A 14152-nucleotide genomic window follows, 5' to 3' on the forward strand; every position below is an offset into this window, starting at 1 on the left:
ACGTCCGCTTGATCCAGGCCGGGTCCGCCGCCGCTTCGTGGCGCCGCTGCCGCTATCATTGGTTCCTATGACTTCCAACGCCTCCTCCCCCATCCGTACCCGCTTCGCGCCTTCGCCCACGGGCTTCCTGCACCTGGGCGGCGCCCGCACCGCGCTGTTCTCCTGGGCCTTCGCGCGCCACCACAAGGGCACATTCGTGCTGCGCATCGAAGACACGGACGTCGAACGCTCCACGCCGGAAGCGGTGCAGGCCATCCTGGACAGCATGGACTGGCTCGGCATGCAGCCGGACGAAGGCCCGTTCTACCAGATGCAGCGCATGGACCGCTACCGCGAAGTGGTGGCGCAGATGCTGACCGCCGGCACCGCCTACCACTGCTACAGCTCGCCCGAGGAAGTCGAGGCCATGCGCGAGGCGGCCCGCGCCCGCGGCGACAAGCCGCGCTACGACGGCACCTGGCGCCCTGAGGCCGGCAAGACCCTGCCGCCGGTGCCCGAAGGCCGCAAGCCCGTGGTGCGCTTCAAGAATCCCCAGGACGGCGCCACCGCCTGGAACGACATGGTCAAGGGCCCCATCAGTTTCGACAACACCGAGCTGGACGACCTGATCATCGCGCGCCCGGACGGCACCCCCACCTACAACTTCTGCGTGGTGGTGGACGACTGGGACATGGGCATCACCCACGTGCTGCGCGGCGACGACCACGTCAACAACACCCCGCGCCAGATCAACATCCTGCGCGCGCTGGGCGCCACCCTGCCCGAATACGGCCACGTGCCCATGATCCTCGGCCCGGACGGCGAAAAGCTGTCCAAGCGCCACGGCGCGGTCAACGTCATGGAATACGACAACGAGGGCTACCTGCCCGAGGCCATGATCAACTACCTGGCGCGCCTGGGCTGGAGCCACGGCGACGACGAACTCTTCAGCCGCGACCAGCTGGTGGAATGGTTCGACACCCGCCACCTGTCCAAGTCGGCCTCGCAGTGGGACCCGAAGAAGCTGAACTGGGTCAACGCCCACTACATCAAGCAGATGGACAACGCCGAACTGGCCGAACGCGTGGCGCCGCGCGTCGCCCATCGCGGCGGCTATCCGGAAAAGATCGACCTGCCGGGCGTGATGGGCCTGCTCAAGGACCGCGCCGAGACCCTGGAACAGCTGGCCGACGGCGCCATGCTGTTCTGCGGTGAATTCAAGCCGGCCGCGCCGGAGCTGGTCGAACATCACCTGACCGCCGCCGCGCGCGAGGCGCTGGCCGACTTCGCCCAGCGCGCCCAGGGCGCCGACTGGACCCGCGAGGCCATCTCGGCGCTGATCAAGGCGGTGCTGGCCGACCGCGGCCTGAAGATGCCGCAACTGGCGATCCCGCTGCGCGTGGCCGTCACCGGCCAGACCCAGACGCCCGCCGTCGACGCGGTGCTGGCCCTGCTGGGCAAGGACGTCGTGATCAAGCGCCTGGCCGCCATCTGATCGGACTTCCCGTCCACGAAAAAGCCCCGTCCGGCCTGGCCGTTCGGGGCTTTTCTTTGGCCTCGCGGGCCGGCGCCGCGCGGCTGCCGTCGCCCTAGGCGGCCTTGGGCCGCGTCTTCAATGCCCGCGAGAAGAACGCGCCCAGCAACGGCAGCAGCACGGCCGAACCGCCGAACAGCACCGCCGCGCCGGCCTCGTCCACCACCGAGCCGGCCAGCGCCACGCCCGCCGCCTGCCCCATGAACAGGCAGGACGCGAACCAGGCCACCGCCGTGCCGCGCGCCGACGGCACCATCTGGGTGGCATTGGTCTGCAGCGTCGCGTGCAGCAGGTAGTAGCCAAAGCCCGCCAGCACGCTGGCCAGCAGGCTCCACAGCCATACCGGCCCCAACAGGTACGACAGGAAGGCCACCCCCAGCACCAGCCCGCCCGCCACCGCCAGGCCGCGTTCGCCCAGCCGCTTGAGGATGCGGCCCGCCACCACCGTGTACAGCAGCCCGCCCACCGCGTAGACCGCCACCAGCGCGCCGGCCGCGGTCAGCGAAATATCGAAGCGTTCATGCAGGTAGGACGGCGCGAACGCCAGGGCGCCGAACACCAGCAGGCCCTCGATGAACACCGTGGCCAGCACCACCCGCGCCCAGGGCGTGCCCAGCACCAGCCGCGCCTGCGCCACGAAACCCTGGCGCGGCGCGTTCGGATCGACCACGCCCAGCCCCAGCGCGCGCTGGCGCCGCACTTCCCGATGCAGCAGCGCGCCCACCACCAGGTAGCCGCCCACCAGCGCCGCGAAGGCCCAGCGCCAGCCCAGCGTGTCGGCGAACAGGCCGCCGGCCAGCTGGCCGGCCGCCATGCCCAGGATGGTGCCGGTCAGGAACCGCGCCAGCGTCGCCTGGCGGCGCTCGTAGGGCACGGTGTCGCCGATCCAGGCCATCGACAGCGGCACGATGCCGGCGCCAGCGGCCCCCGAGAGCGCGCGGCACAACACCAGCGCGTCCAGCGTCTCGGCCGCGAAGGCGCCGGCGCTGCCCAGCGCGCAGGCGAAGGTCGCCACGCTGACGACGCGGTACTTGCCGTAGCGGTCGCCGACCGGGCCGAAGAACATCTGCAGCACGCCGTAGGCCACCGCGAACGCGGTCACCGCGCGCGCGGCCTGGCCGGTGGAGGCGCCAAACTCGGCGGCCAGCTGCGGCAGCATGGGATCACAGATACGGAAGGCGCTGGCGCTGACGAAAGCGGCCAGGGCAAGCAGCGCAATGGCGCGCGCTTCGGAAGAGAGGGCGGGCATGGAGGGCCGGCGGCGGATGGAGGACGAAGTCCGCACCTTACCGCAGCCCCGGGCGCTTGGCGACGCCGGCGGCGCGATTGCGTCCGCCCGGCGTTACGTCCGGCCAGCGGCCGGACGGCCCCGGGGATCAATACGGCAGGCGGTAGCCCTGCGGCATGCGGCGGGCGGTCACGACCTGGCCACCGCTCCTGAGCTCGCGCAGCGTCAGCTTGGCCTGTTCGACCTTCTCGACGCGGTAGCGGTTGATGTAGATCGGATCGCCGGCATCGACGAGCTCGCCGTTCGATTGCGTGGTCTGCATCGTGTAGACGCCGTCCACCACGCTCCAGCAACCCGTCTCGCGCAGCGCCGGCCGGGTCTTGCGGCCGATCTTCAGCTGCGTCTCATAGGCCATGCGGCCGTCGGGATACAGCACCGTGAGCGCCTGCAGGTCGCCGCTGACGCCCTTTGGCTTGGAATTCGAATACCAGGTGCCGACCATGGGTTCACCGCTCTTGGCGGGCACGCACGCGATCGGCTTGGGCGGCCCTTCCGGCTGGGCCTCGGTAATGGCGGCGGGCTTGCGGGTGACGCAACCGGCCAGGATCAGAAGGGCGCAAGCCACGCCCGCCGAACGCAAATACACACTGCTCATGACTTCCTCAACACGTCTGTCGACGCGCCGCGCCGTTCAGATCGGCACGCCCCTCGCGCAGCAAACATCACGCACTCTAAAGACGCGCCACGGAAGAATCAACGACGATCCGCGCCGTGTGCAATTGCGCAACAGTCCCCGCCGCAAAGCCCGTGTTTTAAGGCCTCAACGCGCAAAAATGCGTTGGTTTCAAGCGACACTGCGGCCGCCGCGGGCGGCCTTGGCGCGCAGCATTTCCTCCATCCGCGCGGCGGCCGGCGACAAGCTGCGGCCGGCCAGCCGCGTGATGCCGAGCTCGCGCTCGATGCGCGGCCGGGCCAGCGGCACGAAAACCAGACCGGGAGAATCCGGCGGCACGCCCAGCCGCGCCAGCACCGTCACGCCCACGCCGCGCTCCAGCATCGCCAGCAGCGACATCATGTTGGACACGAACACCTGGCGCTCCATCATGAACGCGGCCTGCGGATAGTCCGCCAGTTGCCGGTGCGCCACCGTGCCCACCAGCGGCAGCCCGGCGATCTCGCGCCACGTCACGGACTTGCGGCCGGCCAGCGGATGCCCCCGGTGGCAGACCAGGCCGAAGGCATCGCGCAGCAGCGGCTCGAACGCCAGCCGGCGGTCGCGCAGCACCGGGCTGCACACGCCCAGCTCGACCTCGCCCGCCAGCACCATGCGCTCCACGCCCTCCGAGTTGTCGTCGAACAGGCGCAGCGCCACCGCCGGAAACCGCTCGCGGTAGGCCGCCACCAGCTCGGGCAGCCAATGCGTCGCGACCGTCGCCACCGAGGCCATCGTCAGGGTGCCGGCCTCGTTGCTGGCCAGCCCCGCCAGCGTGCCCGCCACGCGGTCATGGTGCTCGACCAGTTCGCGCGCCAGCGGCAGGCAGTCCTGGCCGAAGCGCGTCAGCGCGTTGCCGTTGCCGCGCTCGAACAGCGGCTGGCCCAGGCGCTGCTCCATTTCACGGATCGACAGCGACAGCGCCGGCTGCGAACGGAACGCGCGCGCGGCGGCGGCGCGGAAGCTGCGCAATTCGGCCACCAGCAGGAAGTGCCGGTAGTGCGCAATGGAGAGTTCGGGCAAGGCGGGCATCGTGGCACCTGATTTGAGGAACTTATCAAATCATAGGAAAAATAAAGTTTTCTCATCATAGGGCGGCACTTAACATGGCCGCAATGACTACCGCGACCCTTTCCCCCGCCGCCGCCCGCGCCGTCGACCCGCTCGACTTCAGCCTGGCCGACCGGCTGCCCGTCCGCCCCGCCGGCCAGGGCCGGCTGCTGACCGCCGCCGCGCCCAACGGCAGGCCCGGCCTGCTGCTCGTGCCCGGGGCCTATCACGGCGCCTGGTGCTACGCCCATTACCTGGACCATTTCGCCCGCGCCGGCCTGGCCTGCGCCGCCATCGACGTGCGCGGCCACGGCCCCTTGCCGCAGGCGCCCGGCTTCATCGACGCCGACATCGCCGACCTGGCCGCCGACGTCGTCAGCGCGCTCGACCTGCTGGATGCGCCCACCGTCGTGGTGGGTCACAGCATGGGCGCCCTGCCCGCGCTGCTGGCCGCCAGCCAGCGCGCCGTCGCCGGCGTGGTGCTGATGGCGCCCTCGCCGCCCGCCAACCTGCCCGGCGCGCTGGGCCTGCCGCCCGTGCCGGCGGATACCGTGCGCGCCGTGCCCGCCGCCAGCGAGATCCGCGCCCGCTTCCTGGCCACCTCGCCGACGCGCGACGTCAGCGCCGTCATGCAACGCCTCAACCCCGAAAGCCCGCGCGTGCTCAACGACCGCTACCTGCTGCGCGTGCCCGTCGACCCCGCCGCCGTCACCGCCCCCGGCCTGTGCCTGGAGGCCGGCCTGGACACCCACGACCGCCACCCGCCCGGCCAGGACCGCGCCATCGCGCAGTTGTTCGGCTTTTCCCACGCCGTCCTCGCCGGACAGCCGCACTGCATGATGTACGGCGACGCATGGCAGGTCAGCGCGGACGCGATCCTCGACTGGTATCGCCAGCAGTTCGACTGAGCCGCGACGCCCGCCCACGCCAGACACACACCCAGCCACCGACATCCGCCCACGAACCCCAGACAGATCCACCCGGCGCGCGTTCAGCGCGCCATGAAACACACCGCAAGCCATAGAACATGACGGCGCCACCGCCGCCCCAGGAGACAAGCATGACCCTCACCGCCCTCGCGCCCCGCGCATTCCTGCGCCACGCGCTCGCCGCCGCCAGCCTGCTTCTTGCCGGCGCATCCCACGCCGCCGGCTGGCCCGAAAAACCCATCACGCTGATCGTCCCGTCCGCCGCCGGCGGCGCCGCCGACCTCACCGCCCGCACCTTCGCCCAGTTCCTGGGCAAGCAGATCGGCCAGACCATCATCGTCGAAGACCGCCCCGGCGCCGGCGGCATCGTCGGCACCAATGCCGCCAAGAACGCCCCCGCCGACGGCTACACCTTCCTGCTGTCCACCAACTCCACCCACGCCGCCAACCAGTTCCTCTACAAGCGCCTGCCCTACGACGCGCAAAAGGACTTCGTGCAGATCGGCATGCTCGGCACCTTCGGCACCGTCGGCATCGTCGCCCCCGACAGCCCCTATCGCACCGTGCCCGAGCTGGTCGACTACGCCAAGAAGCATCCCGGCGAAGTCTTCTTCGGCTACTACAGCTCGTCCTCGCAAGTGCCGTCCGAACTCTTCAAGCAACGCGCCGGCATCAACATCGGCGCCGCCGGCTACAAGAACATCACCCAGATCATCACCGACCTGCGCGGCAAGCAGATCGGCTTCGCCTTCGTCGACTACCTGACCGCCATGGGCCAGATCGACGGCAAGGGCCTCGCCCCCCTCGCCGTCACCGCCGCCCAGCGCCACCCCGCCTGGCCCGACGTTCCCACCATGTCGACCTACTACCCCGACTTCATCGTCGCCGGCTGGCTCGGCATCTCCGCCCCCGCCGGCACCCCGCCCGACGTCGTCGCCAAGATGAACGCCGCCACCCAGGCCGCCGTCAACGACCCCGCCACCGCCGACAAACTCCGCGCCCTGGGCCTCACCCCCGAAGCCATGGACACCGCCCGCTTCGACACCTTCGTCAAGGAAGACACCGCCCGCTGGAAGGAATGGATAAAAATCTCCGGCATCCAGCCCCAGTAAGACACTCTATATATAGAGACAATCCCAAAAGCGCCCATTAAGTCTCATCGTGAGCGAGTGACGGGGCAGGCGGGGGATGGCGGGGCGTGTAGATTGCGCCCGAGGGAATCCGAAGGGAGCCGAAGGCGGACGAGGATGACAACGGGGCAGTCCGGAGCGAAGGCTCCGGACCGCAATCGTAGCCCCGCCATCCCCCGCCTGCCCCGTCGCTCGCGGCTAAAGAACCCAATCCGCCGCAAGAACAGATAAAGAAGCCGCCCTACAAAGGCAACTTCAATTCATGCTTGATCTCCCGCAACGCCACAATCGTCCGCGTCTGCCGAATCCCAGGCATATTGAACAAGAACCGATGCAGGAACCGGTCATAAGCCTCCGGACTCTCCACCAGGATCTTCAGCAGAAAATCCGAATCCCCGGTCACCGCATAGCATTCGAGAATCTCCGGCGCATCCCGCACCGACCGCTCGAAGTTCTCCACCGTATTCGCCGAATGCCGCTCCAGGCTGATCTGCGCGAACATACAGCCCAGCCCCACCTTGCTGCGATCCACCTGCGCGCTGTAGCCCTGGATCACGCCGCTGGCCTCCAGCGCCTTCACCCGCCGCCACACCGGCGCCGCCGATAGCCCTACCTTGTCCGAAAGCTGCTGCGCCGAGGCCCGGCCATCCTCCTGCAGGGCCTTGAGGATGCCGATATCGGTCTTGTCCATCGTTTTGTCTCCTGTTTGGGTCGAAATTCCGCGAACACGAAATATTCATTGCGAATTATAGGGATAGCACGATCCGAAAACGCAATAAACCCGATGCCGCGCGAACCTATCATGGTGCCGACTACAGGAGCATTCATGATGGACGGCACTCCCGCCCCCGAGCCCACGCTGGACCTCGACTACCAGCTCGCCGACAACCTCACCCGCGAGACCGGCCGCATCTTCCTCACCGGCACGCAGGCGCTGGTCCGCATCATGCTGACCCAGCGCCGCGTCGACCGCGAGCGCGGCCTGAACACCGCCGGCTTCGTCTCCGGCTACCGCGGCTCGCCGCTGGGCGGCGTCGACATGGCGATGTGGAAGGCGCAGAAGGCGCTCGACGCCAACCAGATCTCGTTCCTGCCCGGCATCAACGAAGACATGGCCGCCACCGCCGTCATGGGCACCCAGCAGGCCGGCGTGCGCGCCGACCGCAACGTCGATGGCGTCTTCGCCATGTGGTACGGCAAGGGCCCCGGCGTGGACCGCGCCGGCGACGCCCTGCACCACGGCAACGCCGCCGGCGCCTCGCGCCACGGCGGCGTACTGGTGGTGGTGGGCGATGACCACACCGCCGTCTCCTCCTCGATCCCGCACGCCAGCGAGGCCTCGCTGATCGGCTGGCAGATGCCCATCGTGCACCCGGCCTCGATCGACGAATACGAAACCTTCGCCCTGTGGGGCTGGGCCCTGTCGCGCCATTCCGGCACCTGGGTCGCCTTCAAGGCCGTGTCCGAAACCATCGAAAGCGGCCACTCCTTCACCCCCGCGCCGGTGCGCAACTACGACATGCCGGCGGACCCGGACCTGCCGCCGGAAGCGCTGGAATACTCCGCCCGCGACTTCCTGTCGCTGGCGGTCGAAACCCGCATGAACCTGCGCATGAAGGCGGTCGCCGCCTTCGCCCGCCGCCACAGCATCGACCGCCTCACCTGTCCGGCGCCCAAGGCCACCGTCGGCATCGTCACCGTCGGCAAGGCCCACCTGGACGCCATGGAAGCGCTGTCGCGCCTGGGCGTGGACACCGTCACCGCCAACGCGCCGGTGCGCATCTACAAGCCCGGCCTGACCTGGCCGCTGGACGCCGAGCGCATGCTCGATTTCGCGCGCGGCCTCTCGCACATCCTCGTGATCGAGGAAAAAGGCGCCGTCGTCGAGACCCAGCTCAAGGACCTGCTGTTCAACCTGCCCGAGCGCGCCACCGTGGTCGGCAAGAAGGGTTTCGACGGCGAAGCGCTGGTGCCGTCCGCCGGCCAGTTGCGCCCGTCGCTGCTGGCGCGGCCGCTGGCCCAGTGGCTGTCGCGCGCCGCCGGCCTGCAGCCCGGCATCGACCTGGCCACCTTCGACTGCCAGGACATGCTGTCCAACGACGCCGACGGCATGCGCCGCCGCCCCTACTTCTGTTCCGGCTGTCCGCACAGCACCTCGACCAAGGTGCCGGAAGGCAGCCAGGCGCTGTCGGGCGTGGGCTGCCACTACATGGCCGCCTGGATGGACCGCGACACCGGCGGCCTGACCCAGATGGGCGGCGAAGGGGTCGACTGGATCGGCCTGTCGCGCTACACCAAGATGCCGCACATCTTCCAGAACATGGGGGAAGGCACCTACTACCACTCCGGCTACCTGGCGATCCGCCAGGCCGTGGCCGCCAAGGCCAACATCACCTACAAGATCCTGTTCAACGACGCCGTCGCCATGACCGGCGGCCAGCCGGTGGATGGTCCGATATCGGTGCCGCAGATCTGCCAGCAGCTGCGCGGCGAGAACGTTGCCCGCATCGTCGTCACCAGCGACGAGCCCGAGAAATACCAGGGCGTGGACCTGGGCGCCGGCATCAAGGTGCACCACCGCCGCGAGCTCGACGCCCTGCAGCGCGAACTGCGCGAAATCCCCGGCGTCACCGTGCTGATCCACGACCAGACCTGCGCCGCCGAAAAGCGCCGCCGCCGCAAGAAGAACCAGTTCCCCGACCCGGCCCGCCGCATGCTGATCAACAGCGCCGTGTGCGAAGGCTGCGGCGACTGCGGCGTGAAATCGAACTGCCTGTCGGTGGTGCCGCTGGAAACGCCCTACGGCCGCAAGCGCGCCATCGATCAGTCCAGCTGCAACAAGGACTACTCCTGCGCCGAAGGCTTCTGCCCCAGCTTCGTCTCGGTCATGGGCGGCAAGCCCAGGAAGAGCGCCGCGCCCAAGGCCGACCAGGAACGCCTGCAGCGCCTGATCCAGCAACTGCCGCTGCCGCAGGCGCCGGCGCTGGATCGTCCCTACCGCCTGCTGGTGGCGGGCATGGGCGGCACCGGCGTCATCACCATCGGCGCCATCGTCTCGATGGCCGCGCACCTGGAAGGCCTGTCGGCCGCGGTGCTGGACCTGACCGGCCTGGCGCAGAAGGGCGGCACGGTGGTCAGCCACATCCGCCTGGCGCCCGCGGGCGCCGCCGCCGGCCCGGTGCGCCTGGACTGGCAGCAGGCCGACGCCGCCATCCTGTGCGACCCGGTCGCCGCCGTCGCGCCCGATTCGCTCGGCGCGCTGCGGCGCGGCCACACCCGGGTCACCGTCAACACCTACGTCGCGCCGGTGTCTGATTTCACCCGCAATCCTGACGCCGCCATGCGGCCGGAGGCGCTGCTGGCCAAGATCCGCCATGCCGCGGGCGACGATCACACCGCCGCCATCGACGCGCACGAAGCCGCGCTGGCCCTGTTCGGCGACAGCATCCTGTCGAACATGTTCATGCTGGGCTACGCATGGCAGCGCGGCGGCGTGCCGCTGTCGCAGGCCGCCATCAACCGCGCCATCGAACTGAACGGCGTCGCCGTGGCCGCCAACCGCGCCGCGTTCGACAGCGGCCGCCTGGCCGCGCACCAGCCCGACGCGCTGGACGGCGCGCTGCGCCCGCGCGCCCAGGTGGTGCAACTGCATGTGCCGGAGAGCTTCGAACGCGCCGTGGCGCGCCGCGTCGACGACCTGACCGCCTACCAGGACGCCGCCTACGCGCAGGCCTACCGCGACGTGGTCGAGCGCGTCGCCGCGCGCGAACGCGAGCTGGCGCCCGACGCCAAGACACCGCGCCTGGCCATGGCGGTGGCGCGCGGCCTGTTCAAGCTGATGGCCTACAAGGACGAATACGAAGTCGCCCGCCTCTACACCGGCGAAGCCTTCCAGGCCCAGCTCAAGGGCCAGTTCGAAGGCGACTACAGCCTGCGCTTCCACATGGCGCCGCCGATCTTCGCGCGCAAGGACCCGCGCACCGGCGTGCCGCGCAAGGTGACGCTGGGCCCGCGCACCATGACCGCGCTCAGGCTGTTGACCCGCTTCAAGCGCCTGCGCGGCACCTGGTTCGATCCGTTCGGCCACACCGCCGAGCGCAAGATGGAACGCGCGCTGGTGGGCGAGTACCGCCAGACCATAGACCAGTTGCTCGCAGGGTTGAATCGCGACAACCTGGCGCAAGCAGCTACAATCGCCGCCCTTGCAGAAACCATCCGCGGCTTCGGCCACGTGAAGGCCGCGAACGTCGAGAAGTACAGGACGGAGCTGGCCCGCTCGATGCAGAGCTATACGGCGCCTGCCCCGCGCGATGTACCCCTGCGGAAAACCGCATAAACACTCGCGCTGAGCGGCATTCTCCTGGGCGCGCCTTGCTAGGCGCGCCCAGTGCATTTAGTAACAATGTTTTGGGAACCTGATCCTATCTTCTTCTTGTAGCTGTCGTACTCGATCACTAGAATTAGTGTCCAACGAGGGGTGCTACACTACATGTTGTGGTCGCCTAACCGCTGATACTCGTCGGCCACGCCATACGGATTCGTCCGTCCAAGCGTTGCGACCCCCTCAATAAGATCCAATTTCGTACCTGACATGACGTCGTCATGTCGCTATCTACGCGCTTTTCGCACAGGAGCTTCCATGCAGACTACGATCGCCTCTGTGACCCGGCCCTCGGCCGTGCCGCCCTCTCAAACCGATTCCCCTGCCGACGCCAATGGCGGGCAATGGGCCAGCTACAACATCATTCGCCGCAATGGCTCGGTGGTCGGGTTCGAACCCGGCAAGATCGCCATCGCCATGACCAAGGCGTTCCTGGCCGTCAATGGCGGCCAGGGCGCGGCCTCGGCCCGCGTGCGCGAGCTGGTTGAACAGCTGACGACCCAGGCCGTCAACGCGCTGGTGCGCAACCGTCCGGGCGGCGGCACCTTCCACATCGAAGACATCCAGGACCAGGTCGAACTGGCCCTGATGCGCTCGGGCCAGCATGACGTCGCCCGCGCCTACGTGCTCTACCGCGAAAAGCGCACCCAGGAACGCGCCGCCGCCGCGGCCGCCGAAGGCCAGCAGAAGGCCGACACGACGCCGCAGGAAAACGTGCTGCACGTCACGGACGCGGGTGTCCGCCGTCCGCTGGACATCGCCGAACTGCGCGCCACCATCGTCGCCGCCGGTGAAGGCCTGGCCGAATTCATCGACTCCGAAGCCATCCTGAAGGAAACGGTCAAGAACCTGTACGACGGCATCCCCGTCGACGAAGTGTTCAAGTCCGCCATTCTGTCGGCGCGCGCGCTGGTCGAGAAGGACCCGGCCTACAGCCAGGTCACCGCCCGCCTGCTGCTGCACACGATCCGCAAGGAAGTGCTGGGCGAAGAAGTCTCGCAGGACGGCATGGCCGCCCGCTACGCCGAGTACTTCCCCACCTTCATCGCCCGCGGCATCGAAGGCGGCCTGCTGTCGCCCGACCTGGCCGGCTATGACCTGACCAAGCTGGGCCTCGCCCTGAACGCCAAGCGCGACCTGCAGTTCGGCTACCTTGGCCTGCAGACCCTGTACGACCGCTACTTCCTGCACATCCGCGGCACCCGCATCGAACTGCCGCAGGTGTTCTTCATGCGCGTGGCCATGGGCCTGGCGCTGCGCGAGACCGACCGCGAAGCCCGCGCCATCGAGTTCTACGAGATCCTGTCGTCGTTCGACTTCATGAGCTCGACCCCGACGCTGTTCAACTCGGGCACCCTGCACTCGCAGCTGTCGTCGTGCTACCTGACCACCGTCTCCGACGACCTGGAAGGCATCTACGACGCCATCAAGGAAAACGCGCTGCTGGCCAAGTACGCCGGCGGCCTGGGCAACGACTGGACCCCGGTGCGCGCGCTGCGCAGCCACATCAAGGGCACCAACGGCGAAAGCCAGGGCGTGGTCCCGTTCCTGAAGGTCGTCAACGACACCGCCGTGGCGGTGAACCAGGGCGGCAAGCGCAAGGGCGCGGTCTGCACCTACCTGGAATCGTGGCACCTGGACATCGAGGAATTCCTCGAACTGCGCAAGAACACCGGCGACGAGCGTCGTCGCACCCACGACATGAACACGGCGAACTGGATTCCCGACCTGTTCATGAAGCGCGTCATGGAAGGCGGCGAATGGACCCTGTTCTCGCCGTCCGACTGCCCCGACCTGCACGACAAGTACGGCAAGGCTTTCGAAGAAGCCTACATCGGCTATGAAGCGCGCGTTGCCAGCGGCGACCTGAAGCTGTTCAAGAAGATGCCGGCGCTGAACCTGTGGCGCAAGATGCTGTCGATGCTGTTCGAAACCGGCCACCCGTGGATCACGTTCAAGGATCCGTGCAACATCCGTTCGCCGCAGCAGCACGTCGGTGTGGTCCACAGCTCGAACCTGTGCACCGAGATCACGCTGAACACCAACGAATCGGAAATCGCGGTTTGCAACCTGGGTTCGGTGAACCTGGTCGCGCACATGAAGCCCGCCGCCGGCGGCGGTTTCGAACTCGACCACGAGAAGATCAAGCGCACCGTCAGCATCGCCATGCGCATGCTCGACAACGTCATCGACATCAACTACTACGCCGTCGAGAAGGCCCGCAACTCCAACGCGCGCCATCGTCCGGTGGGCATGGGCATCATGGGTTTCCAGGACTGCCTGCAGATGATGCGCGTGCCGTACGCCTCGCACGCCGCCGTCGAATTCGCCGACACCTCGATGGAAGCCGTGTGCTATCACGCCTACTGGGCCTCGAGCCTGCTGGCTGAAGAACGTGGCCGCTATCAATCGTACGAAGGCTCGCTGTGGTCGCGTGGCATCCTGCCGCAAGACACGTTGAAGATGCTGCGTGACGAACGCGGTGGTCACGTCGAGGTCGATGAATCGAGCACGCTCGATTGGGATGCGTTGCGCGCGCGCATCAATCAACACGGCATGCGCAACTCCAATTGCATCGCAATCGCCCCAACCGCGACTATTTCCAATATCATTGGTGTATCTGCGTGCATCGAACCCACTTTCCAGAACTTGTACGTCAAATCGAATCTCTCCGGCGAGTTCACGGTCGTTAACGATTACCTCGTGCGTGACCTGAAGAAACTCGGTCTCTGGGACGAAGTCATGGTCGCCGACCTCAAGTACTTCGACGGCAGCCTGTCCCGCATCGATCGCGTACCTTCCGAACTCCGCGAACTCTACGCCACCGCGTTCGAAGTCGAACCGAGCTGGCTGGTGGAATGCGCCTCGCGTCGCCAGAAGTGGATCGATCAAGCCCAGTCGCTGAACATCTACATGGCCGGCGCCTCCGGCAAGAAGCTGGACGACACCTACAAGCTGGCTTGGAAGCGTGGCCTGAAGACGACCTATTACCTGCGTACCCTTGGCGCCACCAGCGCCGAGAAGTCGACGGGACGCGGCGGCGAACTGAACGCCGTCAGCGCCGGTGGCCAGTCCACCGCCGCCCCCGTGTCCGCTGCACCTGTTTTGCCGGAACCCGAAGTTCTCGGGGCGGTTTGCACCATGCGGCCGGGCGACCCCGGCTTCGAAGAGTGCGAAGCCTGCCAATAAACCGCCTCCGGAGAATGAAT

At 67.9% G+C, this 14152-nt stretch carries 9 protein-coding genes; 5 read left to right on the forward strand and 4 right to left on the reverse strand.

Translation table 11 applies throughout. The features are described from left to right. Positions 1-67: 67 nt before the first annotated feature. Entirely contained in the window at positions 68-1474 is a 1407-nt protein-coding gene (gene gltX / locus H0523_RS10505; protein WP_054432827.1) for a glutamate--tRNA ligase, read from the forward strand. Positions 1475-1568: 94 nt separating this feature from the next. Here gltX and H0523_RS10510 read toward each other — a convergent pair whose 3' ends face one another. From H0523_RS10510 to H0523_RS10520, 3 genes are all read right to left on the reverse strand, one after another. After that, positions 1569-2762: an MFS transporter gene (locus H0523_RS10510; protein ID WP_054432828.1), complete on the reverse strand. Its 1194-nt coding sequence runs from the start codon at positions 2760-2762 to the stop codon at positions 1569-1571. A 127-nt stretch (positions 2763-2889) separates the two neighbouring features. Next, positions 2890-3396, reverse strand: a complete 507-nt coding sequence (locus tag H0523_RS10515; protein ID WP_054432829.1) for a hypothetical protein — start codon at positions 3394-3396, stop codon at positions 2890-2892. A 189-nt stretch (positions 3397-3585) separates the two neighbouring features. Further along, complete coding sequence (locus H0523_RS10520; RefSeq protein WP_054432830.1) at positions 3586-4485, reverse strand: LysR family transcriptional regulator; 900 nt, start codon at positions 4483-4485, stop codon at positions 3586-3588. A gap of 74 nt (positions 4486-4559) precedes the next feature. Here H0523_RS10520 and H0523_RS10525 point away from each other — a divergent pair, with 74 nt between their 5' ends. Both H0523_RS10525 and H0523_RS10530 read left to right on the forward strand, forming a co-directional pair. Next, entirely contained in the window at positions 4560-5411 is an 852-nt protein-coding gene (locus tag H0523_RS10525; RefSeq protein ID WP_054432831.1) for an alpha/beta hydrolase, read from the forward strand. Positions 5412-5563: 152 nt separating this feature from the next. Further along, the gene (locus H0523_RS10530) at positions 5564-6544 is read left to right on the forward strand and encodes a Bug family tripartite tricarboxylate transporter substrate binding protein (RefSeq protein ID WP_054432832.1); all 981 of its coding nucleotides are present in this window, start codon (positions 5564-5566) and stop codon (positions 6542-6544) included. A gap of 259 nt (positions 6545-6803) precedes the next feature. Here H0523_RS10530 and H0523_RS10535 read toward each other — a convergent pair whose 3' ends face one another. After that, on the reverse strand, positions 6804-7253 hold the full coding sequence (locus H0523_RS10535; protein ID WP_006388620.1) for an Lrp/AsnC family transcriptional regulator: 450 nt from the start codon (positions 7251-7253) through the stop codon (positions 6804-6806). Between the two features lie 138 nt (positions 7254-7391). Here H0523_RS10535 and H0523_RS10540 point away from each other — a divergent pair, with 138 nt between their 5' ends. Then, positions 7392-10898, forward strand: coding sequence for an indolepyruvate ferredoxin oxidoreductase family protein (locus H0523_RS10540; RefSeq protein ID WP_054432856.1), 3507 nt, complete (start codon positions 7392-7394; stop codon positions 10896-10898). A gap of 303 nt (positions 10899-11201) precedes the next feature. Further along, entirely contained in the window at positions 11202-14132 is a 2931-nt protein-coding gene (locus tag H0523_RS10545; protein ID WP_054432833.1) for a ribonucleoside-diphosphate reductase subunit alpha, read from the forward strand. Positions 14133-14152 lie beyond the last annotated feature (20 nt).

It is taken from the genome of Achromobacter insuavis (genome assembly GCF_902859645.1).
GTDB lineage: Bacteria > Pseudomonadota > Gammaproteobacteria > Burkholderiales > Burkholderiaceae_B > Achromobacter > Achromobacter insuavis.